At 67.5% G+C, this 23,728-nt stretch carries 22 protein-coding genes and 2 pseudogenes; 15 read left to right on the forward strand and 9 right to left on the reverse strand.

The annotated features are described in order from the left end of the window. The 6 genes from ACWGKS_RS19525 to ACWGKS_RS19550 all read left to right on the forward strand — a co-directional run. Positions 1 to 336 (forward strand): hypothetical protein (locus tag ACWGKS_RS19525; protein WP_452523450.1); only part of this gene is annotated, 336 nt, incomplete at its 5' end. A 43-nt stretch (positions 337 to 379) separates the two neighbouring features. Continuing rightward, positions 380 to 2,959, forward strand: coding sequence for an MMPL family transporter (locus ACWGKS_RS19530; protein WP_452523452.1), 2,580 nt, complete (start codon positions 380 to 382; stop codon positions 2,957 to 2,959). A 228-nt stretch (positions 2,960 to 3,187) separates the two neighbouring features. After that, positions 3,188 to 3,439 (forward strand): metal-sensitive transcriptional regulator, encoded by a 252-nt coding sequence (locus tag ACWGKS_RS19535; RefSeq protein WP_358507974.1) that lies wholly within the window; start codon positions 3,188 to 3,190, stop codon positions 3,437 to 3,439. Between the two features lie 220 nt (positions 3,440 to 3,659). Continuing rightward, entirely contained in the window at positions 3,660 to 4,232 is a 573-nt protein-coding gene (locus tag ACWGKS_RS19540; RefSeq protein WP_358507833.1) for a rhodanese-like domain-containing protein, read from the forward strand. Between the two features lie 112 nt (positions 4,233 to 4,344). Next, entirely contained in the window at positions 4,345 to 5,760 is a 1,416-nt protein-coding gene (locus ACWGKS_RS19545) for an MBL fold metallo-hydrolase (protein ID WP_358507831.1), read from the forward strand. 122 nt (positions 5,761 to 5,882) lie between these two features. Continuing rightward, positions 5,883 to 6,755, forward strand: coding sequence for a sulfite exporter TauE/SafE family protein (locus tag ACWGKS_RS19550; RefSeq protein ID WP_358507829.1), 873 nt, complete (start codon positions 5,883 to 5,885; stop codon positions 6,753 to 6,755). Positions 6,756 to 6,913: 158 nt separating this feature from the next. Here ACWGKS_RS19550 and ACWGKS_RS19555 read toward each other — a convergent pair whose 3' ends face one another. Continuing rightward, positions 6,914 to 8,272, reverse strand: a complete 1,359-nt coding sequence (locus tag ACWGKS_RS19555; RefSeq protein ID WP_358507827.1) for an MFS transporter — start codon at positions 8,270 to 8,272, stop codon at positions 6,914 to 6,916. A gap of 270 nt (positions 8,273 to 8,542) precedes the next feature. Here ACWGKS_RS19555 and ACWGKS_RS19560 point away from each other — a divergent pair, with 270 nt between their 5' ends. From ACWGKS_RS19560 to ACWGKS_RS19575, 4 genes are all read left to right on the forward strand, one after another. After that, entirely contained in the window at positions 8,543 to 9,100 is a 558-nt protein-coding gene (locus tag ACWGKS_RS19560) for a maltokinase N-terminal cap-like domain-containing protein (protein ID WP_358507825.1), read from the forward strand. 77 nt (positions 9,101 to 9,177) lie between these two features. Next, entirely contained in the window at positions 9,178 to 9,663 is a 486-nt protein-coding gene (locus tag ACWGKS_RS19565; RefSeq protein WP_358507823.1) for an MFS transporter, read from the forward strand. Positions 9,664 to 9,705: 42 nt separating this feature from the next. Further along, entirely contained in the window at positions 9,706 to 10,872 is a 1,167-nt protein-coding gene (locus tag ACWGKS_RS19570) for an RNA-guided endonuclease InsQ/TnpB family protein (protein WP_358507822.1), read from the forward strand. Between the two features lie 325 nt (positions 10,873 to 11,197). Continuing rightward, entirely contained in the window at positions 11,198 to 12,169 is a 972-nt protein-coding gene (locus ACWGKS_RS19575; RefSeq protein ID WP_358507821.1) for a peptidoglycan-binding protein, read from the forward strand. Between the two features lie 167 nt (positions 12,170 to 12,336). Here the strand turns inward: ACWGKS_RS19575 and ACWGKS_RS19580 are convergent, their stop codons facing one another. Beyond that, entirely contained in the window at positions 12,337 to 12,552 is a 216-nt protein-coding gene (locus ACWGKS_RS19580) for a hypothetical protein (RefSeq protein WP_452523456.1), read from the reverse strand. Between the two features lie 96 nt (positions 12,553 to 12,648). On the opposite strand from ACWGKS_RS19580, the gene ACWGKS_RS19585 reads away from it, so the two are divergent. Next, complete coding sequence (locus tag ACWGKS_RS19585) at positions 12,649 to 13,770, forward strand: IS630 family transposase (protein WP_358516399.1); 1,122 nt, start codon at positions 12,649 to 12,651, stop codon at positions 13,768 to 13,770. Between the two features lie 107 nt (positions 13,771 to 13,877). Here ACWGKS_RS19585 and ACWGKS_RS19590 read toward each other — a convergent pair. Further along, positions 13,878 to 14,465, reverse strand: a pseudogene (locus tag ACWGKS_RS19590) (metallophosphoesterase family protein); the annotation flags it as partial. A gap of 111 nt (positions 14,466 to 14,576) precedes the next feature. Next, positions 14,577 to 14,867 carry a hypothetical protein gene (locus tag ACWGKS_RS19595; RefSeq protein ID WP_358505412.1) on the reverse strand — a complete coding sequence of 97 codons (291 nt, stop codon included), beginning with the start codon at positions 14,865 to 14,867 and terminating at the stop codon, positions 14,577 to 14,579. A 241-nt stretch (positions 14,868 to 15,108) separates the two neighbouring features. On the opposite strand from ACWGKS_RS19595, the gene ACWGKS_RS19600 reads away from it, so the two are divergent. Then, entirely contained in the window at positions 15,109 to 15,900 is a 792-nt protein-coding gene (locus ACWGKS_RS19600) for an SAM-dependent methyltransferase (protein ID WP_358505409.1), read from the forward strand. A 9-nt stretch (positions 15,901 to 15,909) separates the two neighbouring features. Here the strand turns inward: ACWGKS_RS19600 and ACWGKS_RS19605 are convergent, their stop codons facing one another. From ACWGKS_RS19605 to ACWGKS_RS19615, 3 genes are all read right to left on the reverse strand, one after another. Further along, a complete protein-coding gene (locus tag ACWGKS_RS19605) occupies positions 15,910 to 16,344 on the reverse strand; it encodes a hypothetical protein (RefSeq protein WP_358505406.1) in 435 nt (144 codons plus the stop codon). A 440-nt stretch (positions 16,345 to 16,784) separates the two neighbouring features. After that, the gene (locus tag ACWGKS_RS19610) at positions 16,785 to 16,916 is read right to left on the reverse strand and encodes a putative transporter small subunit (protein WP_358505404.1); all 132 of its coding nucleotides are present in this window, start codon (positions 16,914 to 16,916) and stop codon (positions 16,785 to 16,787) included. 15 nt (positions 16,917 to 16,931) lie between these two features. After that, positions 16,932 to 18,620: a sodium:solute symporter family protein gene (locus ACWGKS_RS19615; RefSeq protein WP_358505401.1), complete on the reverse strand. Its 1,689-nt coding sequence runs from the start codon at positions 18,618 to 18,620 to the stop codon at positions 16,932 to 16,934. A 617-nt stretch (positions 18,621 to 19,237) separates the two neighbouring features. Here ACWGKS_RS19615 and ACWGKS_RS19620 point away from each other — a divergent pair. Continuing rightward, positions 19,238 to 19,571: pseudogene (locus ACWGKS_RS19620) on the forward strand (DUF1330 domain-containing protein); the annotation flags it as partial. 567 nt (positions 19,572 to 20,138) lie between these two features. After that, entirely contained in the window at positions 20,139 to 20,825 is a 687-nt protein-coding gene (locus tag ACWGKS_RS19625) for a glycoside hydrolase family 11 protein (protein WP_358505398.1), read from the forward strand. 142 nt (positions 20,826 to 20,967) lie between these two features. On the opposite strand, the gene ACWGKS_RS19630 is transcribed toward ACWGKS_RS19625, so the two are convergent. After that, positions 20,968 to 21,774 carry a hypothetical protein gene (locus ACWGKS_RS19630; protein WP_358505395.1) on the reverse strand — a complete coding sequence of 269 codons (807 nt, stop codon included), beginning with the start codon at positions 21,772 to 21,774 and terminating at the stop codon, positions 20,968 to 20,970. 222 nt (positions 21,775 to 21,996) lie between these two features. Between ACWGKS_RS19630 and ACWGKS_RS19635 the strand changes: the two genes are divergently transcribed. Next, complete coding sequence (locus ACWGKS_RS19635) at positions 21,997 to 22,857, forward strand: alpha/beta hydrolase (protein WP_358505392.1); 861 nt, start codon at positions 21,997 to 21,999, stop codon at positions 22,855 to 22,857. Between the two features lie 392 nt (positions 22,858 to 23,249). On the opposite strand, the gene ACWGKS_RS19640 is transcribed toward ACWGKS_RS19635, so the two are convergent. Further along, positions 23,250 to 23,723 (reverse strand): hypothetical protein, encoded by a 474-nt coding sequence (locus tag ACWGKS_RS19640; protein WP_358505389.1) that lies wholly within the window; start codon positions 23,721 to 23,723, stop codon positions 23,250 to 23,252. Positions 23,724 to 23,728 lie beyond the last annotated feature (5 nt).

The following is a 23,728-nucleotide window of genomic DNA, read 5'->3' on the forward strand; positions in this document are numbered from 1 at the left end:
GATCTTCGTGCCGATCTGCTCGCCTGGGTGTTGGGGTTGCGACAGGAGGCGTTCGATCCCGGTCACATGAGCCTGGCGCGCGCGGTGCTCTCGGCGGACCTGGACGCGGTGGGACGCAGTACCGAGGGCTACGTCGGGGTGTGGGACGACCGGCACCTCGTTCGACGGCTGCACAGCGCGGCCCAGAGCGGTGCCATCGAGCCCAGGGAGGACTTCTCGGCGGCGGCGGCCTCGCTCAGTCACACCATGGCGATTCGGATCCTGGCCGGGGCCCGGCCCTCGGAGCAGTGGTGTGAGGATCTCGTGGGCCTCGTTCTCAGGGGTTTGTCAGGGTGAACCCTGATATTCGATACGCTACGTAGCGTTTAATATTTCCGGCATGGCACTACTACTCCATCGTCTTGGTCGCCTGGCCGCGCGCCGGGCCAAGACCGTCATCGCCTCGTGGTTCGCACTGCTGTTACTGGCCTTCGCGGCCGTTGCCGGCTTCGGCGGGCAGCTGACCACCGAGATATCCCTGCCGGAGCTGGAGACACTGGAGGTGGCGGACCGCGTCGCCGAGGAGTTCCCCGACTCCGAACTCGCCGGCGGCAGCGCCGACGTGGTGGTGCGAACCACGAACGAGGCTCCGTTCACCGAGGATCAGGAAAGCGCTCTCAGGCAACTGATGGAGCGACTCGAAGACCACGAACCCGTCACCACGGTCGCCGACCCGTTCGCCACCGAGACCGACATCGCCGCCGGATACGACGAGATCGACACCGGACGCGAGGAACTCGACTCCGCCCGAGCGGAGATCGACACCGCACGAGAGGAGACCGAACCCGCGCGGGAACAGATCGAAGGCGCGCAGGAAGACCTCGACGAGGCCATCGAGCAAGCCCGCGACGACGGCACCCGCGAGGCCGCCGCAGCCGAGTTCGAACAGCGCCAAGAAGAGCTCGACCAGGCCCTCACCGAGATCGAGGCCGCCGAGCAGGACCTGGAACAGGCCGAGCGTGAACACACCGAAGGCGGCGCGGAGTTGGAGCGCGCCGAGGCGATGCTGGAACTCGTCGAGGACGCGGCGCTGGTCTCCGACAGCGGAGACACCGCCATCATCACCCTGCGGTTCGACGGTGAACTCGACGGCGTCGACCCTGAACGTCTCGACGAACTCACCGACACGCTCACCGAAGCCGACATCGACGGCGTGGAGCTCCTCGCCGGTGAGGAACTCTCGGTCCAAGAACCGCACCTGATGAGCATCGTCGAGGTCATCGGCCTCGTGGTGGCCACCGTCGTACTGTTCGTCATGCTGGGCACGTTCATCGGCGTCGGTCTTCCGCTGCTCAACGCGCTGCTCGGCGTCGGAGTGGGCGTGCTGCTGACCGTGTCCGCCTCGGCGTTCGTGGACATGATGGCCATCACGCCGACCCTCGGTCTGATGCTGGGCCTGGCGGTGGGCATCGACTACGCGCTGTTCATCCTGTACCGGCACCGCACCCAGCTCAAACAGGGCATGAGCGTGGCGGACTCCATTCCGCTGGCGAACGGCACTGCCGGCAACGCGGTGATGTTCGCCGGAGCCACGGTCATCATCGCGCTGCTGGCGCTCAACGTCACGGGCCTGCCCTTCCTCGGGATGATGGGGACGGCGGGCGCGTTCTGCGTGGCCATCGCCGTACTCATGGCGATCACGATGACCCCGGCACTGCTGTCCCTGGCCGGCCCGCGGATCCTCGCACGAAGGGAACGCAGAGCCCTGGAGGAGGTGCGGGACGACGCCGTCGCCGGCGGGACACCCGCGCGCGAAATCGCGATCGACCGGCCGATGAGCACCCCCAAGGCGATCGGTGTCGTGGCGCTGAGCCTGCTTGGACTGGCCGTGCTCGCGGTGCCCACCCTCGACCTGCGTCTGGGCCTTCCCGACAACAGCGCCCAACCGGAGGACACCGCCCCCTACCAGGCCTACCACGCCACTGCGGAAGCCTTCGGAGCAGGCTGGAACGGCCCCTTCCTCGCCGTCGCGGACCTTCCCGGTGGTCTTGGGGACGAGACCGCCGAACAGTACCGGATCGACATCGCTGAGGAACTCGGGCGCCACCCCGACATCGTTTCGGTGATGCCGGTCGCCCTCAACGACGAGAAGACGGTCGCGGCCTTCCAGATCATCCCCGTGGACGGCCCCACCGCCGAATCCACCGAAGCGCTGGTGCACGAGTTCCGCGACGGCGATCCGCTGGAGGGGACCCGGCTGGACGACGCGGAGCTGTCGGTCGCCGGTTGGCCCGCGGCCAACATCGACATCTCCGACATCATCGCCGACGCGCTACCGCTCTACCTGGTGTTGGTCATCGCCCTGTCCCTGGTGCTGATGATCATGGTGTTCCGGTCCCTGTTGTTGCCGGTGATCGCCACCCTCGGCTTCGTAGGATCCTTCGCCGGGGCGATGGGAGCCGTCGTCGCGGTGTACCAGTGGGGCTGGTTCGGTGGGCTCTTCCCCTTCGGTGATCCAGGGCCCGTGCTCACCTTCATGCCGGTCCTCGCGGTCGGTGTGCTCTTCGGGCTGGCCATGGATTATCAGCTCTTCACCGCCTCGGGGATGCGCGAGGCCTATGCCCGGGGATCGGACCCACGGCTCGCGGTCCGCCAGGGTCTGCGCGCGGGACGTTCGGTCGTCGTCGCGGCCGCGCTGATCATGGCGTCGATCTTCGCGGGTTTCGCGTTCAGCCCGGACCCGATGTCGGCTCCCTTGGGACTGGGGTTGACCGTGGGTGTGCTCATCGACGCCTTCGTGGTCCGACTGCTGTTGGTGCCCGCCCTACTGCACCTGTGCGGGCCCGCCGCCTGGTACCTCCCGAAGTGGCTCGACCGGATCCTGCCCGGCGTCGATGTCGAGGGCGCGGCACTGGAGCGGCCGCAGCCCACCAAGGCCTCGGACGAGTCCTCTGAACGAGTCGGGGCGGACCGGCCCTGATCCCGTTTCGTCAGGGTGGTGGCCATCGAGTCGACGACGACCGGTGGCCACCGGTCCGCGTGAGCCCGCCGTGTCGGCGCGTCGACTCGCGTGTGGGCGGGGAACCGAGGACGAGGTGGGCTCGGGGTGGACCCCTTGGTGCCGTGCGTGACCCGAGTGGCGGAATGGATACACCCGGGGGTATGTTGTCATCCACAGGGTGAAAGGAGACCTGCATTGAAGCCTGAAATGGTGGGCGACGCGATCACGCGACTCAAGCGCGCCCAAGGCCAACTCTCCGGTGTCATCTCCATGATGGAGGAGGGGGAGGACTGCGCCGCCGTCCTCCAGCAGTTGGCGGCGGTCTCCCGCGCCCTGGACCGGGCCGGGTTCAAGATCGTCGCGAGTGGTATGCGGCACTGCAACACCGCGCGCGAACGGGGTGAGGAACCCGAGCTCACCGAGGAGGAGCTGGAGAAGCTCTTCCTGGCCCTGGCCTGACACCGCGCGGGCGCACGACCTTACGGGTCCGCGTCCGTGCGGCCGACCTCTGTAGGGACATACCTGTTCTCGGCCGGGGTGTATCCCTGGCTTTCGGATACTCCCCCCGGTATGGGGGAGGCCCCGGTGGGCCGACGCTGTCCCGCACCAAGGTCCCCATCCGCTCTCCCGATACTCCCCGGGGTATCTGGATCGGATTCACCACGACGGAAGGAAAACCATGAGCGACCACGGCATCGACCCGCGCGCCGTGCGCGACCTGATCGAAACCGATCCGCACACCCTGCTCGTGGACGTGCGTACCCCCGCCGAATACGAGAGTTCCCACATCTCCGGTGCGATCAACCTGCCCCTGGGGCGCGTGGACGCGCACCTGGAGCGCATCGTCGCCGAGGCCGGCGGCCGCCTCGTCCTGGTCTGTCAGTCCGGAGGTCGGGCCGGGCAATGCCGGGACAAGCTGGCCGGGGCCGGGCTGAGCGACACGGTCGTGATGAACGGTGGCATGAACGCCTGGGCGGCCCAGGGTGCCCCCGTCGTTCGGGGCCCTCAGAAGTGGGCGCTCGAACGCCAGGTTCGGTTGGTGGCCGGCACCATCGTCCTGACCTCCGTACTCGCCTCCTTGGTGTGGCCCCCCGCGGTGGCCCTCGCCGGGATCGTCGGTGCCGGACTGGCCTTCGCCGCCATCACCGACACCTGTGCCATGGGCATGGCACTGGCGCGCCTGCCCTACAACCAGCCCTACAACGACGTCGACATCGAGGACTCCCTCTCGCGGATCGGCGCTCGCCGCTGAGCGTCGTGGGCAGGGCCGAACCCTGTCTTCCGGATACTCCCCGGAGTATGTGACCCGCGCGAGTACGCCACATCGAACCCTCCACACCGAACACTTCGTCCAAGGAGTAACCATGTTGCTGGAACGCGTCTACGACAACGACCTCTCCCAGGCCGGCTACTTCATCGGTTGTCAGGCCAGGGGAGAGGCCATCGTGATCGATGCCCGCCGAGACATCGACGACCACCTCGACCTGGCCCGAGCCCATGGCATGCGGATCGTGGCCGTGACCGAGACCCACATCCACGCCGACTACCTCTCCGGCACCCGTGAACTCGCGGCGGCGACCGGCGCCACGGTCTACGTCTCCGGAGAAGGCGGCCGGGACTGGCAGTACGGCTTCGAGGCGCGGAGGCTCCGCGACGGCGACGCCATCACCATCGGCAACGTCACCGTGCGGGCACGCCACACACCCGGACACACACCCGAACACCTGTCGTTCCTGGTCACCGATGGCGCCTTCAGTCAGGAACCGGGCTACATGCTCTCCGGCGACTTCGTCTTCGCGGGGGACCTGGGCCGCCCCGACCTGCTCGACGAGGCCGCCGGAGGGGTCGACACCCGGTTCGAGGGCGCACGTCTGCTCTTCACCAGTCTGCGCGAGGTGTTCTTGACCCTGCCCGACCACGTACAGGTCATGCCCGGGCACGGCGCGGGCAGTGCCTGCGGTAAGGCCCTCGGCGCGCTCCCGGCCACCACGGTCGGCTACGAACGGCTCAACGCCTGGTGGGGTCCGTACCTGCGCGAAGACGACATGGACGGCTTCGTCGAGGAACTGCTCGACGGCCAACCCGACGTCCACGCCTACTTCGCGCGGATGAAACGTCAGAACAAGGAAGGACCGCGGGTCCTGGGCCCGCTCACCCCGCCGCCCGAACTCGGCGCCGAGGAGATTCGACGGTCCCTGGACCAGGACGAGGTCGTCCTCGTCGACACCCGATCCCACACCGATGTCCACCGGGGAACCATTGCCGGGGCGCTGAACATCCCCGGCCCGGACAAGGCCGCGACCTTCGGGGCCTGGGCCTATGACCCCGAGACCGAGACCCGGCCCCTGGTGTTGCTCACGTCCGACGCGGACGCCGCCCGGAAGGTGCGCGACCACCTGCTCCGTGTCGGCATCGACCACGTGGCCGGTCATACCACGACGATGGAGGGCCTGCCGACGTTCGTGCCGGAACGCGTCACCCCGGATGAGCTCGCCGAGGCCGACGTCGCGCTCGTCCTGGACGTGCGCGACAAGGCCGAACACGCCCAAGGACACATCCCGGGATCAATGCAGATCAGCGCCGGTCGGATCCTGTGGAACCTCGATGCTCTGCCGAGCGAGGGCACCATCGTGAGCTACTGCCGGTCGGGTGCGCGTAGCTCGGTGGCGGCCGGGGCGCTGCGTCGTGCCGGATACCACGTCGTCGAACTCGACGGAGGTTACTCGGACCGGCCGGAATGGGGGCGAGTCCGGTCCGCCCCCGAGACGATCAGCGGTTGATCACCCTGACCGGGACGGTGCCGGACCCGCTGTCTCGTCCGACAGGGGGAATGGCACCGCCCCGCTCCCTTGACGGTGGTCGGTCGTGCCCACGTCGCCCGTCCTCGAAAAGAAAGTCGAACATGGAGTTCCAACCCGTCCTTGTCCTGGGCCTCGCGGTGGTGGTCGGGCTCGCGCTCGGTCTGCTCGGAGGCGGCGGTTCCATCCTGATGGTCCCGCTGTTGACCTACGTCGCGGGGATGGAGCCCAAGGAGGCCATCGTCGCGTCCCTGTTCGTCGTCGGTGTCACCTCATTGGTCAGTACGTTCACGCACGCGCGGGCGGGCAACGTCCGTTGGCGCACCGGACTGGTGTTCGGAGCCTCCGGTATGGCGGGGGCCTTCCTCGGCGGCCTGGCGGGCGGGTACTTGCCGGGCACCCTGTTGATGATCGCCTTCGCCCTGATGATGGTCGCCACCGCCGTGACCATGCTCGGGGCCAGAGCCGGGGGCACCGATCGGGACGCGGAGTCCGGAGCGCTTCCCCTGCGACGGATCATCCTGGACGGTGTGGCGGTCGGGGCGATCACCGGACTCGTCGGCGCCGGGGGAGGGTTCCTCGTCGTGCCCGCGCTCGCCCTGCTCGGTGGCTTGGCCATGCCGGCGGCGGTGGGAACCTCCCTGCTCGTGATAGCGATGAAGTCCTTCGCCGGACTCACCGGCTACCTGACGAGCGTGAGCCCGGACTGGGCATTGGTGGCGATGGTGACCGCCGCCGCGGTCGCGGGGTCGCTCGTGGGCTCGCTCCTTACCTCCCGAGTGCCCGAGGCCGCACTGCGTAAGGGCTTCGGGGGTTTCGTGCTGGTCATGGGAGTGCTCGTGCTGACGCAGGAACTCCCGGATCCCTTCGGCCCGGTCCCGGCGGCGGTCGTGGTGTCCCTGGCCGGGGTGGTGCTTTTGTGCCGCATGGTCGGGGCCCACTGCCCGTTGATGCCGCTCCTGCGACCACGGACCTGACATCGCGTTTCCGGTAGGCGGACACCTCTTCGTCGGATCCACGCATCGAATAATGGGTGGTCTTGGCGGAAAGGCGGAGTCGTTCCTGAGGTTCAGGGGTTCCCGGGATTCGTGCGAGCCGCGCTCTCAACCGGCCCTCGCCGTACCTTGGCCGGCCCCTACCCTCGGGACCCTCGGGAGACCTCCGGGAGCCGGCCGCCGCCGACCACCCCGGCCAGACCCAGGGTGGCGAGGAAGAGCAGCGTCCACTCCACGCCGAGGAGCGTCAGCAGCGAGCTGAGACCGCCGACCACCAGCAGGATCAGTCCCATCGCCGAGTTCGACACCGCAACGTAGGTGGTGCGCAGGTCGCCTTCGGCCATGTCGATGACGTAGGTCTTGCGGCCCACCCTGATTCCCGTGTGCGTCAGCGTGAGCAGGAAGTACGCCCCGATGAACACGGCCGACCCCCACGCGCTCTCCCCGCTGAAACCGGGCAACGACACCACCAGCACCAGTACGAGGATGATGGCCGAGGCGATCGCGGCACCGAACGTCATCAGTCTGCGGCTCGACCAGTCGGCGAGCCGGCCCGACAGGCGACCACCCACCAGGGCCGCGACCCCGGAGGCGATGACGTACCCGCCCAGCCCGGACAGACCGGTGGTGCCCGAGTCGGTGGCCAGGGTGACCACGAACGGTGGGCTCAGCGCCGAGACCAGCAACAGACCGCGCACCGTGACGAAGTGTCGGAAGGAACGGTCATCGCGCAGCAGACGAAGGGTCTGGACGAACCAGTCGTGCCATCGCACCGGCTCGTCGTCGGATGCCCTCCCCGATCCTTCGATCGTCGAAGCCGACGCGTCGGCGGGTTCCCGAACCCCCGCGTAGACCCAGGCCACACCCACCCACAGGACGGCGCCACCGGCCAGGACCCAGGCGAGCCGGCCGGCGTCCAGGTCCTCCCCACCCAGCACTCGGATCGCCACCCCCAGGGTGATGGCCACGAGCCCGGCGGCGGTGGTGGCCAGCCCGTTGATCTGGCCGCGTTCCCCGCTGGGAACGGTGCGACCTTGGACGTCCTTGGAGGAGATCGAGCACAGACACCGGCCCAGGGAGAAGAACGCCAGGGCCACCACGATGACCACACCGGCGGTGAGCCCCCGCGCGAGCGCGGCCGTGGCCGCCATCACCGCCACCGACAACGCTTGGACCAGGGCACCGAGGACGAACACCCACTTGCGATACCGCACCCGCAGGATCAGCGGGGTCAGCAACGCCTGCGGCAGCATCGAACCGGATTCGCGGATGGGCACGAGCAACCCCACGAGCGCCGTGGGCACCCCCAAGGAGTGGAACAGCCAGGGCAGCACGGTCGAGGCGTTGACCGTCTGGTCACCGGAGGACTGCAGAGCGTTGGCCGACACCAGGCGCAGCCCATTGCGCGCGACGTCGGCGCGCACGGGGGCGGGCAGCTCGGACTCGCTCTCCCGATCACGTCTGAGCAGAGCTGAGTAGATTCTCTCGGTCGGGGTCATGTCCTCAACGCTAGGGATGAAAGGTGTCGTGGCCCGGGTGCGCCACTCCGCCATCGGAGCCGGCTCGGGCGCACAGCGGGACCCCTACCCCCGAACAACGATCGAAGGCCGACCTCCACGAAGAATCGGTCCCGGGGAAGGAGTACCGGATCTCGGGTGAAGCCGCCATACGCCCCGAGGGCTTCCCCACCACGATGAAACCCTGCCTCTTTCCGGGGAAGTGGCGCACCGGAGGGTGCGGCCGGACTGTCTCGGGCGGATACTGGCCCCATGGCGATCATCTACGACGCGACTCTGACACCGGACAAACCGACCCTGATCGGCTCTTGGCTGGATGGTAGGCCGTGGGCAGGAGAGGGACCCGATGAGGTCCTGGGCACCTATCGGTTCGACGACCCGAAGGGGGAGGTCGGGGTGGAGGTGTTCCTGCTGCGACGCTCCGGCCGCCTGCACCACCTCCCGTTGACCTACCGGGGCGCGCCCCTGACCGATCACGAGGAGCACCTCGTGGGCACCCTGGACCACTCCGTCCTGGGGTGGCGCTGGGTTTACGACGGCACCGCCGACGAGGTGGCGCTCGACTGTTTCCGGCGGGCCCTGAACGGTGTGCAGGAACAGGCGGAACTGGAGATCTGGAAGGACGGCGGTCGGGTGGGGCAACGTCCACAGAAGGTGCTGATCACCAGGGAAGCCGGTGCGGAGCCCGAGGTCGGTGAGCCCGGCGATCGGATCCTGCTCCCGCACGTGCTGGAGTCCGAGCCCCGAGGAAGGTGGCGGCTGCGTGCCCGGTGGGATGGGGAGGAGGCGGTGGTCGCCGCGCTGACCTGATCCTTGGTCCGAACCGGCCCTGTCCCCGCACGCCCCCGTCCCACCGGCGAGGGCGTGCGGCGGATAGGTTCGAACCCGTGAGCGTCGACACACGGAATCGGGCCGCCCGCGTCGACCGGAGGGCACGGATCGCGGGCGCCGCTCTGTTCCTGACCAACGGTGCCCTGTTCGCCAACCTCGTCCCCCGGTTCCCCGAGATCAAGGCCGACATCGGCATCGACAACGCCGTCTACGGTGTGGCCGTGGCGGCCTTTCCGGCGGGGGCGTTCCTGGCCGGCCTGGTCGCCGCCGTACTGGTACGGCGGCTCGGGTCGGCGAACGTGGCCGTGGCGGGCACCGTCCTCACCGGTCTCGGGTCGATCGCCGCCGGTCTGGCGCCCTCCACCGCCGTCTTCATGGCGGGACTGTTCTTCGCGGGGACCATGGACGCGGTCACCGACGTGGCCATGCATGTTCACCTGATTTCTGGGTGTGGAAGCCCGGTCCTTCAGGGCCGGGAGGAAACACCCCCGCACACTCTTCCCGGCCATCGAAGACCGGGAAAAGGCGGAGAAGTTCTCTGATTCGGCCCCACCTCCTGGTCGGGGTGGTTAGCGTGTTCGGTGATGAAGCTGGTGGTGCGGGTCAAGTTGCTGCCTTCGCCGGAACAGGCGCAGGCGCTTGAGGCGACCCTGCACGCCTGTAACGAGGCCGCCGACCACGCCTCCCGCATCGCTCAGACCACCGGGGCTCGCGACAAGTACACCCTGCAAAGGGCCCTCTACCACGAGCTGAAAGCCAGGTTCGGGTTGTCGGCGCAGCCCACGGTGCGGGTCCTGGGCAAGGTCGCGGACGCCTACACCACCCGGCACGCGAACCTGAAAGCCGGAAACCTGGGCCGGAAGGATTCTGCGCGGCGGGCGCGGATCGAGTCCACCCCGATCTGTTTCCGCTCCGATGCGGCGCAACCCTTCGATGATCGGTGTCTGTCCTGGCAGATGGACGCGCGCACCGTCTCGATCTGGACCGTGGTGGGGCGGATGAAGAATCTGGGCTTCACCTCTTCGCCTGATCAGTTGAAGCTGTTGGCCGAGTGTCGCCAGGGTGAGAGCGACCTGCTCTGTCAGGACGGGCAGTGGTTCCTTGCGGCCACCTGTGAGGTGCCCGAGGCCGAGGAGAACCCGGATCCGGTGGGGTTCGTAGGGGTGGATCTGGGGATCGTGGAGATCGCCACCACCTCCACCGGGGACCGCTTCGCCGGACGCCACCTGAACCGGCAGCGCAGGCAACAGAACGAGCTTCGCGCCAAACTCCAGGCCAAGAACACCAAGAGCGCCAAACGCGTGTTGAAGCGTCTGCGCCGCCGGGAGGCACGGCGGGCGCGGGATGTGAACCACACGATTTCCAAACGCATCGTGGAGCGGGCTGAACGCACCGATCACGGCATCGTCCTGGAAGACCTTCGGGGCATCCGTGGCCGGGTACGGCTGGCCAAGCAACAGCGTTCCATGCTGCATTCGTGGAGTTTCGCGCAACTGCGGGACTTCATCGCCTACAAGGCTCGCAGGACGGGGGTGCCGGTCCTGATCGTGGATCCGGCCTACACCTCTCAGACCTGCTCGGAGTGCGACCACACCTCCAGACGCAACCGGCCCACCCGGAACCGGTTCATGTGCCGCCAATGTGGTGTGGTGCTGCACGCCGATGTGAACGCTGCACGCAACCTCGCCCACCGAGGCCAGGCGGCGTGGGCTGCGGGGCGCGAGTCAACCGCCCCAGCACCCACCAGATGAGTGGGTGTCGGACGCGGGAGGAAGGATCCATCCACCAGATGGGCGCCTACCCGCAAGCCCGTGGGCTTCAGCCACGGGTAGTTGACCTTGTGACTCCTGCGGGGGTGGTGGGGGTGTCACGCGGCGGGGGCGCCGGTGTCGTATCGGTCTCGGGGGAGATGGCCCTTGGTGGGGCGCGTGGGGACCGGCCAGGACAAGGGCGGTGGGTCGGAGGAAAGGAGCGGTGACCCCCTGTTCAAGCGGGTCCGAAGCCCTTATTCTCCCTCGTATGTAGGAAACCAACGCAACAGATGCTACATGTGAAACTAATCTTTGTGGAGACCATATGTGCGGTTCCTGCTCGGCCCCCACCCCCGCTCCGAGCGGTACTGACCCATCCCCTGCCCCATGGTCCCGACGCGCGCTCATCGGGCTCGGACTGGGCGCGACCGTCGCCGTGGCCGGCCTCGGCGGCGCCACGGCCCACGCGGCCTCGGCCATGAACGGTGCCTGGTGCAACCCCGCACTCGGATACTTTCCCAACGGCGGTCACTACGGTGCCCCACGCGGCGGCGGCCCCCACGCGGGCCAGGACGTCACCAACTCCACCGGAACGGCCGCCTACGCCGCAGCCGCGGGCACCGTCGTCCGTCGATCCTGGGGTGGCGGCCTGCCCGGACGCACCGGTGAGGCGCTCGTTCTCGACCACGGAGGCGGCGTCTATACCTACTACGGCCACCTGAGCGCCTACCGCGTCGCCCTGAACGCCTCGGTCTCGGCCGGGCAACGCATAGCGGACATGGGCGCCACCGGCAACGTCACCGGACCCCACCTGCACTTCGAAACCCACAACGGGTCCTTGGGATCACACACCGACCCCGTCCCGTTCATGGCCGCGCGCGGAGTCGACCTGGGCGGAGGATGGTCCAGCATCGACCCCGAATCCAACGGAGCCCGCGTCCGCACCATCCAGCACCTGATGAACCAGCGCGGAAGCTCACTGGAGGTCGACGGCTATCACGGGCCCGTCTCCGTGGCCGAGGTCAAGGCCTTCCAACGCGATCAGGGACTGGTCGACGACGGCCAGGTCGGCCCCCTGACCTGGCCGCATCTGGTCTACGAACTGGAGGAGGGCGTGGCCGACGGCTCGCACGTGCGCGCCCTGCAAACGGTGATGAACAAGCGAAGCGCCGGGGTCGAGGTCGACGGCAACTTCGGGCCCGTCATGCACACCGCGGTGAGCAACTTCCAAAGCGCCAACCGTCTGGTCTCCGACGGCCAGGCCGGGCCCATCACCTGGCAGGCCCTGGTCGGCTGACGACCCCCGGGCCGGGATCGCCGGCCCGGGGCCACCCAGGCCCGGGCCGGCCACCGGTTCACGGGGCCGACGAGGTCCGGGCGGGCGCGTCGGGACGGAGAACCGAGACGTCCCTCGACGCACCCACCCGGACCGGGCACACGGCGCACATCATGGGCGCCGACGGGTCAACGGTCGTCGGTGACCGACTTGCCGTCCTCGCCCTTGTCGATGGTGAAGGCGTCCACGACCTCACCATCGGCGGTGGTGGACACGTACTCCAGGGTGGAGCCGTCCACCGAGACCGACTGGAAGGTCTGGGTATGGGTGACCTGAACCCGCGCCTCGGCGCCGTTGGAGGTCCAGTTCACGTCGCCGGCCTCGTACATCTTGGGGCCGGTCACCGCGACCACGTAGTGCCGTGGCCGGGAACGTTCGCCTGGGTGAGTGATCGGTGTCAGGGTTGACCGCAACACCAGCAGCCGATCCTGGGAGCCGCGGTGTCCGCACCCCTCAAAGCCCGCAGACTCACCGATCCTGAGGGCCAAAAACTGCAACGCATCGTCCGCCGGGGCAGCACCAACACGGTTCGCTACCGGCGGGCGATGATCATCCTGGCCTCTTCCAGCGGCAACACCGTCCCGGTCATAGCTCGCCTGGTCGCCGCTGACGAAAAGACCGTGCGCGAGGTCATCCACGCCTTCAACGACCAAGGGCTGAGCTGCCTGGACCCTAAGTGGGCGGGAGGCCGTCCCCGCCTGCTCACCTCTGACGAGGAAGACCTCGTCATCCACACGGCCACGACCCGCCCGACCAAGCTCGGCCAGCCCTTCACCCGCTGGTCGCTGCGTAAACTCGCCGCCCACCTGGCCCGCCGCCCCGGACCAGGCCTGCGCATCGGCCGCGAGACCCTGCGGACCCTGCTCCACCGGCACGGTGTCACCTTCCAACGCACCACGACCTGGAAGGACTCACCCGACCCCGACCGCGATACCAAACTCGACCGCATCGAGCACGTCATGGAGCACTTCGCCGACCGGATCTTCGCCTTCGACGAGTTCGGGCCGTTGGGCATCCGCCCCACCGCCGGAACGGGCTGGGCCCGCAAGAGCCTGCCCGATCGCATCGCGGCCACCTATCGGCGCACCCACGGCGTCACTTACTTCCATGGCTGCTACTCGGTGGGCTCCGACACCCTGTGGGGCATCAACCACCGGCGCAAAGGCGGCGCGAACACGCTCACGGCGCTCAAGTCGATTCGGGCCGCCCGCCCGGACGGCGCACCCGTCTACGTGATCATGGACAACCTGTCCGCGCACAAGGGTCCCAAGATCCGCTCCTGGGCCCGGCGCAACAAGGTCGAGTTGTGCTTCACCCCCACCTACGCCTCCTGGGCCAACCCGATCGAGGCGCACTTCGGGCCGCTGCGCCAGTTCACCATCGCCAACTCCCACCACCCCAACCACACGGTCCAGACGCGGGCGCTGCATGCCTACCTGCGGTGGCGCAACGCCAACGCCCGTGACCCGGACGTGCTCGCGGCCCAACGCCGAGAACGCGCCCGGGTACGCAGCGAGAAAGGTGTTCGTTGGGGAGGCCGACCGCTACCCATCGCAGCGTGAGGACACCCGGGTGAACGTTTCCGGTCACAGCAGTAGACCGGTCCGGTGTGCACGTCGGGGTCCTCGGTACGGTTCTCCACCAGGTTGCCGCGGCTGTAGGAGTGGTCGTGGCCCTGCAGGACCAGGTCCACGTCGTACTCCTCCAGGACCTCCAACCAGGCCCGGCGCAGCGGCTCGTTGTCCCGCCCGGGGCTGTTGGAGAACAGCGGATGGTGGAAGGTGACGACGGTCCACTCGTTCGGGTTGTCCCGCAGGGTCTGGACCAGCCACTCGGTCTGCGACTCCAACCACGCGTCGACGTCGTCGACGTCGGCGTCACGGTAGTTGGAGTTCAGGCTGATGAACCGCACGCCCTGGTAATCGGTGTGGTGGACCGTCTCGTTCAGGTCCACACCCTCCTCGGGACCGTTGCCGGCGCCGGGGAACTGCAGGTCCCAGTGACCGCTGAGCGCGTTGGAGGAGTACTCGTGGTTTCCGGGCGTGGTCACGTGGTTGATGCCGCCGGTGCCCTCGGAGCCGAACGCGTCATACCACTCGCCCCACTGCGAGTCGTTCTCGGCGTGGTCGATCAGATCACCCGCGTGCACGGCGAGTCGGGCGTCGGGCTCGGCGGCCAGGGCGGCCCGGACCACGGGCGCGGCCCCGGCGGAGATGTCGTTCTGGATGTCGCCGAAGTAGAGGAAGTCGAAGGGCACCGCGTCGCTGTCGGCGGTGGTGAAGTTCTGCCAACGACCGGCCGCGCCCTCACCGGGGACGACACGGTAGCGGTACTCGGTGTCGGGGGCCAGGTCGGTGAGGGTGACCCGTTAGTACTGACGGTCCGCGGTCCGCCCGGTGGGTTCGGCGGGCAGGAGCGCGGTCGAGGACGCGCCGCGCACCGGGATGAGCTCCAGGTGCGCTCCCTCGTCCAGGTCCTCGGTTCGCCAGGTCACGTGCTGAGAGGTGGCGGGGTCGGCGGTGGGGGAGAGCAGGACACGTTCGGGGAAGGTCTGGGCCCAAGAGGTGGAGGGCAGGGCCACCGCGGGCGCCACGGTGAGCGCGCCGAGAGCGAGCAGGGCGAGGGGGCGGTGGGCCGTCGAACGGCGGGTGACCGACATGGTCGGGCTGCTTTCCGTGTGGGGGCGTGAACACGGCGAACCTAGCCAGGCCGCGGTAACGACCCGTGAACACGCCACTACCGTCGCTGTGCCCATCGATGAACGGGCGGGTCGGTGCGCGAACCGGGAGCTCGGGGTGGGAAGCGCTGTGGGCCAAGGGATCTGACACTTGGGCCGGGTACGCGTGGACCTATCATGGCGCGAACGAACCCCCGCTCCGACACCGAAGGTGGAGCCCCCCATGAGCGAACACCCCCCGATCGACACCTCCATTCCGCACTCGGCGCGAGTGTGGAACTACTGGCTGGGCGGCAAGGACAACCACCCCGTCGACCAAGAGGCCGGTGAGGCCTTCCTCAAGGTGTTCCCCGGCATGGCACAGGGAGCCCGGGCCTCACGGGCCTTCCTGGGCCGAACGGTGCGCCACCTGGCGGGAGAGGTGGGGATCCGTCAGTTCCTGGACATCGGCGCGGGGTTGCCCACGGCCGACAACACCCACGAGGTGGCCCAGGCGTTCGCACCGGACAGCCGGATCGTCTACGTCGACAACGACCCCCTGGTACTCGCCCACGCCCGGTCGTTGATGAGGGGTACCGAGGAGGGCGCCACCGAGTACCTCCACGCCGACCTGCGCGAACCGGAACGGATCCTGGAATCGGCGGCCCGGACATTGGACCTGGACCGCCCGGTCGCCCTGATGCTCATGGGGATCCTGGGACACGTCGCCGACCATGACCAGGCCCGTGACCTGGTCCGTCGACTGGTGGATCCGCTGCCCTCAGGGAGCTTCCTGACGATCAACGACGGCACCAACGTGCACGGTGCGGCCAACGTGGAAGCGCACGAACAGTACAACCAGAGCGGGGGAGAGCCCTACGTCCAGCGCTCACCGGAGGAGATCGCGGCCTTCTTCGAAGGCCTGGAGATCGTGGAACCGGGGGTGGTCTGGGTGAGCCGGTGGCGCTACGAGGAGACCGGGTTCGGGATCCCACCCGAGGTCGACGGTTACGGGGGTGTGGCCCGCAAGCCCTGAGCGTCGGGTTCACGACTGTTCCAGGTCGGACAGGTCGACCTCGGGGGCGCCCACGTACTCCACCCCGGCCTCGGGTGGCACGGGCTCCCCGGACGCGGCGTCCATGCAGTGGGCGTCGAACATCTGCGCCTCGTCCAAGGGGACCAGCCGGCGGTGTCCCACCCGCCAGCCGCGGACCAGCTTGACGGGGATGATCGTGCCATCGGGCCGCGTTTCGTGGACGCGGTCGGTGAAGGTGCGCACGATCAGGGCGGCCGGGGCCTGCCCGATCAGAGCCGTGTACAGGCGCTCGATCACCACCGGGTGTTCCACTTCGAAGTGATCCGCCCGCCGGTCGACGGCGGTGGACATGACGTATCGGAAACTCAGGTTGAGGATGTGGCGGTCACCGGACAGGTCTTGGAAGAGGGTACGCAACAGGGTGTGCGCGTTGGTGGAGAGCATGATTCCAGTGTGCGCCGCGACAGGGGTCCGGATCGGGTTGTCCACAGGCCCGATCCGAAGAATTCCGGGTGATCCCCTGCCGGGGAGTCGTGGGCCTGAGCGTTGCGCGGGGTGCCGGGGTGTGGGACCGGACCCGGTACGGGTGATCGGGAAGGTGGGTCTGGGGGAAGGCGACCGGACGCGCGCCGTCGGGCCGGCCTCGCGGATGAACGCGCGAGCCTGTTCCACTTCGGCCACCAGGCCCGGGAACGGCGTGGCGGCGTGGACGACGGTGACCCTCACGATCGAAGAGACGCTGTCCATGGCGCCGAGGCGGGCATCGGCCGGCGAGCCCGCTTGGACATGCGTGCACGCGGCCGGTGCCTTCTCCGGGGAACTCGACGCGAGGGGCCGGGCACCGACTCCTCGGAATCGGTACCCGGCCGGAGCGGTCGGAAGGATCAGATGATCGGACGACCTTCCTTACGCGATTGACTCCAGTCCTTGAAGAAGCCGCGCAGGAGGAAGAAGAGTACGAAGGCCACGATGATGGGCCAGATGAGTACGTAGCCGGTCAACAGCAGGGTCGACATGGGTTCCTCTCTTGGTCAGTGCTTCGAAGCGGTGTCGTCGTCCAGGGCCTTCTCCGGTTCCTCGTCGCTGTCGAACGAACCGATGCGCTTCTGGATCAGGGCGAAGTCGAAGGACTCCTTGTTGCGGAAGCTCAGGAGGTAGCAGACCAGTGTGCTCACCGCGTAGGCGACGAGCGACCCGCTGAGCACGTGGTAGTCGTGCAAGAAGCCGATCCCGAACGGCGCGGTGACGATCGCGGCGATCGAACCGATCCACAGCGCGGGCTTGAGCCCGAAGAAGCCGAAGGACATCAGACCCAGGACCACGCCGACACCGATGACCGACAGCACGTCCACGACGAGGCCGACCGGGGTGCCCATCGGCAGCATCTCGAAGCGGACGGGGATGAAGATCGCCACGGCCGCCAGGGTGGACACGGTGAAGGCCGCGTTGGTGACCTTGCCCCAGTAGAAGGAGGCGATGACCGGGAAGACCAGGGCGCCCCACAGGGCACCGACGAACACGAGCAGGTCGAGGATGCTCATCTGACCGCTGGCGAAGTACAGGGCCGCGGCGGTGGCGACGATCATCGTGACGCGGCCGATCAGCAGCATCGTCTTCGGGTTGGCCTTCTTGCGCCCGGCGACGTTCTGACCGTAGACGTCGGCCATCATGATCGACGAGAGAGCGGCCAGGTCGGAGTCGGCGGTGGAGGCCAGCGCTCCGATGATCATGATGAAGAAGACGCACAGCAGGATCGGACCGAGGAAGGTGGTCGCCATCTGGGGGATGAGGTTGTTGACGTCCCCGTTCATCGGTTCCATGCCCAGGTAGAGGGCCATCACGCCGAGCATGCCGATGCCGATGACGGTGGCACCGTAACCGATGGTGGCGGTGATGAAGGTGGGCTTGATGAGGTCTTCTCGAACCGCGAAGAGGCGCTGGGCGATGGTCTGGTTGCCGATCGCGTAGGCCAGCACGGCGGCGATGTAGGGCGCGCCCTGGTTCAGGAAGGCGTCCGAGGAGAAGAAGTTCGACTGCTGGGGGGTCAGGTTCTGCGCCCCGGTCTCGAACATGCCGGTGCCGCCGGCGGCGAAGAAGACGACCGGGATGATGACGACCACGGCGCCCAGCATCGCCATCGCCTGGGCGAAGTCGGTGAGCACCGAGGCACGGAAGCCGGACCACAGCGTGTAGAGCAGGACACCGGCCGCCATCACCACGATGCCTTGGGTGAAGCTGAAGGGCGAGAGCATCGCCACCAGCGCACCACCGGCGATGAAGTTGGAGGTCAGTGAGATGACGCTGCCCAGAACGTTGGAGCCGGCGAGCATCAACTGACTGGAGCGTCCATGACGGGCGTACATGACCTCGGCGAGAGTGTGCGCGCGAGGGGCGACCGCACGGATGCGTCGTCCGAAGGGGTAGATGAACAGGATCATCAACGCGCCCCACAACCCGTAGTGGATGGGGCCGGAGATGCCGTAGGTGTAACCCGCGGTGGCCGAGGCGTACATGGAGGACGCCCAGATCCATGTCGCGGTCATGGAGGTGGCTGCGATGCCGAAACCGATGTTATGCCCGGCATTCATGTAACCATCGGCGTTCTCTTTCTTCTTGCTGATCAGGATCGACATGAACAGCGTTCCACCGAAGAAAAGTGCGATGAGAAAAATGGTGACGGGGCCGCTCAGTTGCTGGACCGCCATTTCCTCCGAATTCATTCATTTCCTTTCTGAGGACGGGCGCCGGATCACCCGTCGGTTTTTGTGGCACGTAACGACCATGGAGCTTCGGCCCGTGCGCACGACGCTGTGCGCTGGGCATCCGGCCGTGGTTTCGTCGATACGTGGGCCCGCCGATTGCGGATCGGCGGGGAAGGTGGCCGTTTGTCCGCCGCCCGAAGTTGCGCGCTCCGTGTGGGACGCATGGGGCGGTTGGGACCAACAGGCGGACTATAGCAAAAGGTTCAAGTCGGATGATTTTCGGGTGTCGTATAAGCCTGAAGTGGGTCACAGGGGGGCGATTTGGCGATATCGTTCTGTTATTTCAGCGTGATCTTTTGTGGCAGAATGCACTACATTTCAGGACCTTCGGTGTGCGCTGTGAGCTGTGGGAACACCGCTTCCGACCGGCTTCCGTGTCCGGGGTGGCACGCCTGGCCGCGAGGGGTGGGGTGCTCGACGGGCGTGCGACGATGGCGGGCGGTCGGGGTCGCCGGCGTTACATACCGACCAGGCGGTTTCTGTGGTGGACGTCACCGCTCACGCTCGGTGCGCCCAACGACCGCGCAAGGAGTCACCCACGGCCGTCGCCCCCTCCGGGGACGGCCCTCGCGGACATGCTGGAGGAGGATGGGGAGGGCTCCGTGGTCATACTCGACCTGCTGCGCTTCACTCCAGAAGGTCGTTCCTCCTACGAGGAGTACCCACGACGGGCGGCCCCTTTTTTTCGCGGGAATACGGAGCCGAACCGCTCTATGCCGGCGACGGTCCACATCCTTGGTCGCCGATGACGGGCGTGGGTGGGACGCGGTCCCGTTGGTGCGTTATCCCGATCGGAAAACGTTCGGTCGCATGGTCACCGGCCGCGAATACCAGAAGATCGCCCATCTGCGCCCCGCCGCCCTGAACGAGGCCGTGCTCCAGCCGACCCGGCCTTGGGGCTCGCGCCGTTCTCCTGAACGTGTCCTTCGGTGCGGCCTCGATTCCCGAGGCTTTGGTGGAGAACATCCGAGATGGAGGCCCGTCGGACTCGGGCCCCGATGGGTCTCCATCCTTTCGGGGGTGGATGGTCCGGCTCGACCGGAGATGTTGCGGTCGAGCAGGTCGAGCCTCGTGGCCCCAGGGCGAACGGGCGCGGACCGGGCAGGGCCCTCCGGCCGTTCCGTTGATGAGCCCGACCCGCAGGGTCCGGGCTCGTTTTCGCGGCCCGAGGGGGGCCGAAAAGTTTCGGAATCATGATCGATCCCGACATGTGTATCGGAACCGAGTTCCAGGGAAGATTCCAGGATGAGTTTGTAAAAATGATGGTTGACCAGCAGGAATGATGACTGAATGATTGTTAATGTATCCGAAATTTTCCGGAAAACATTGACTCGCGTTCGTCTCGTGCGGATACTTCGGGACACGGCGAAAAACCGACCCCGCTGCGCAACACGGCGCCGACACACGGTGACGCACCCCTGGTCGCCGAGGTCCCTTCCGTGCGGCGCCGCCTGGCCCACCAGGAGGAAGACGACCATGAACGACACCCCCCACCCCCCGTTCGACCGCAGGAGATTCATCGGACTCACCGGAGCCGGCGCCCTGGCCGTGGCGATGCCCACGCTGCTGCCCGGCACCGCACATGCCCAGACCATCACCGAGAACCAGACCGGCACCCACGACGGCTACTTCTACTCGTTCTGGACCGACGGCGGTGGTTCGGTCTCCATGACCCTGGGTTCCGGGGGCTCCTACAGCACCCAGTGGAGCGACACCGGCAACTTCGTATGCGGAAAGGGCTGGAGCACCGGTGGCCGCAGGAACGTCGCCTACTCGGGGAGATTCAACCCCTCCGGCAACGGTTACCTGTGTCTGTACGGGTGGACCTCGAACCCGCTCGTGGAGTACTACATCGTCGACAACTTCGGCACCTACCGGCCCGAGGGCGACTTTCGCGGCACGGTGGACAGTGATGGCGGAAGCTACGACCTCTACCACACGATGCGTTATGACTCCCCGTCGGTGGAGGGAGACAGCGAGACGTTCCCGCAGTTCTGGAGCGTTCGCCAGTCGACTCGTACGGGTGGCACCATCACCACCGGAAACCACTTCGACGCCTGGAACGACGCGGGCATGCAACTGGGCGACTTCGTGCACTACATGATCCTGGCGACCGAGGGTTACCAGAGCAGCGGCAGCTCCGACCTCAACGTCAGCGGTTGAGAGCGGGGGCGCGACGGACCCCGACCGTCGCGCCCCCGCTCTCCGGGTCCGACTCGTGGCCCGGTGCACGGGTGTGCCCCGAGCGCTAGATCCATCTCCGAGTGGCTTCTTGGGACCTACCCGGACCGTGCGGGCCCTCGGCTCAGGTCCCGGTGCCGGCCTCGGCCCGAGCCGGGGTGTGGAAGTACTGGTGCGGCTGGAAGAGACAGATGTTGGTCTCGCTCTGCACGTTGGAGTCGGTGGCCTCGACGAAGTAGGCGTAGGGGGTGTCGGCCGCCAGATCGGCGCCCACCCGCACCGAGGAACGGTTCAGGCCGGCGTCGGTGTGCCCGCGCATGTGCTCGACGAAGATGTTGTCCCACCAGGTGAGGTTCTGGGTGTCGAATTCCCTGGCCGACCCCCCGGTGGACAGACGGAAGATGTAGTGGGCGTCGGGCCCGCCCAGATCCTTCAAGGTCGACCAGGAACACTCCAGCTCATCGTCGGCCGGTACCGTCCCCAACTCGGTTCGGCCCGAGGGAGTGAAGGACTCCGCGAGCTCGGTCCGGTGCGAAGTGTAGAACTCCACCAGACGTCGTGAGGCCGCGATGTCGTGGTGACGCGAACGGGTCCGGACCTCCCCGTCGACCCCCGATACCTCGATGGAGTACACGCCCCCGGGCAGGAAACCGGTGGGGAGGTTGACCATGTACCAGTAGTGGTCGAGGGCGTGGTCGTAGATGTGGCCGTTGGTGTTGGCGGGGGTGAACTCCTGGTCGGCGAACTCCACCCGATACCCGTCCGGGCCGCGCGCGGTGATGGACCGGATCAGTTCCGGGGTGGGGACCCCCGGGGTGGGGTGGAAGGAGACGAGGAACTTGTGCTGCTCCGCCGGAAACGGTGTTCCGTCGAAATCCCAGAAGACGTCGCAGGCCATGAAGTCGTAGATGCGCAGGGGGTTGTCGTCCACGCGGGTCTCCCTTGTCGGTCGAATGTTCTCCGTCTCACTCTCCGCCTCGGACGCGGGGCACGCATCGGTGGAACACCGCGATCTGTTCGCGGCGCGCGGGTTTGGGATCGGTGATCCCACCCGTTCGTCGACAGGCCCCGTTGACGCCCCGGTGTGCGGCGCGGATATTCGCTTCCTGAACACCGGATGGCCGGTGTTCTCCTCCATGCAAGGGAGACAGCGATGGGAACATCGACCCCCGCCCGAAGATCCGCCGCACTCCTGACCGGGACTCTCCTGGCCGCCGCCCTGGTCGGGGTCCCCTCGGGGGCCGCGGCCTCCGCCGACGTCGTAGAGGTCGCCGGTGGTAGCGGTCCCCATGAGGCCGGATACGTCACCGATCGTCGCCTGCCCGCCCACACCGTCTACCGACCCCTGGACCTGCCCGAGGACGAGCCCCTGCCGATCGTGGCCTGGGGCAACGGCGCCTGCCGCGCTGATGGGACGTGGTTCGAGAACATCCTCACCGAGTTCGCCTCACACGGTTTCCTGGTCATCGCCAACGGTCGCCCGGACGGTTCGGGCAGCACCGACGCGGAGATGCTCATCGAGTCCGTGGACTGGGCGGTCGATGAGAACACCCGGCTGTTGAGCGAGTACCGCGGACACGTGGACACCGAACGGATCGCCGTCATGGGGCAGTCGTGCGGTGGGCTGGAGACCTACGACGTCGCCGACGACCCTCGCATCACGACCACGGTGATCTGGAACAGCGGCATGTTCAGTGACAGGGACCCGGGACGCCTCGACCACCTGCACGCCCCGATCGCCTACTTCACCGGCGGGCCGAGCGACATCGCCTACGGCAACGCGCTCAACGACTGGCGCGACCTTCCGGAGGGGCTGCCCGCGTTCATGGGCCACCTCGACGTGGGGCACTACGGGACCTTCCCCGAACCCGACGGCGGCGAGTACGGGCGGGTCGGTGGCGCGTGGTTGCGCTGGCAACTCAAGGACGACACCGAGGCCGCGGGCGTGTTCGTGGGCGAGGACTGTGGCCTGTGCGTCGACCCCGAGTGGGACGCGCAGAGCAAGAACCTGTGAGCGGTGTGGTTGTCGATCCCCGGGCGCGCTCACCACGAGCCCGTCGTTTCCTCCTCCGAGACGGGTGGGCGGGTCCTCCCGGCTCGGGTTCGATCCCCTGGACCCGGGCCAAGGGGTGGGACGGTGCGCGTCGGCCCCGTCGGGTCATCGAAGAGACCGTCCCTACTTCCCGCCTCGACCGGATCGCGGGGTACGACGAGCAGACCACGCGGAGTGGCTTCGGCGCGCAGTGCCCCTTCGGAGAGCGTCCGCCAGACGTAGTGGATCTCGTCGCGGAAAGGCGATTCTTCCGGGCAATGCGAATCAAGCACCATGCCCTCCCGGTCGATGGTGGGAAAGCCATGAGAGGTGAAAAGATCGTCCCTGTTCGCCATCTGTCGTGGTGATGGGAATCATTTTATCGACGTCATCGACGCAGGTGAGGGTTCGCATCGGCCGTCGACCTCATTTCGCTGTATATGTCGGAGCAAATTATTCTTTCCGTCGCCGTGGATCCTTGAAGAGGCGATATAGAATGGATGCGTTGTTGCTGCTTTCGGGTCATCGTTGGGGAACCGTATTCGGGGGAGAGCATGGCGACCGCACATCCGACGCACCAGGGCCACGCACACGAACATGGTGAGGGGTGCGGTCACGTCGCCGTGCCTCACCACGACCATGTGGACTATGTGCATGACGGGCACCTGCACCACGTCCACGACGATCACTGGGACGAGTGCTCCACCGAGAGACACGCCGTACACGAGGACCACCCGCACGAACACGGGGAGGGCTGTGGGCACGTGTCCGTACCCCACGACGACCATGTGGACTATGTGCATGACGGGCACCTGCACCGTCGGCACGACGGCCACTGGGACGAACACTCCGC

It is taken from the genome of Nocardiopsis sp. NPDC055879 (genome assembly GCF_053615935.1).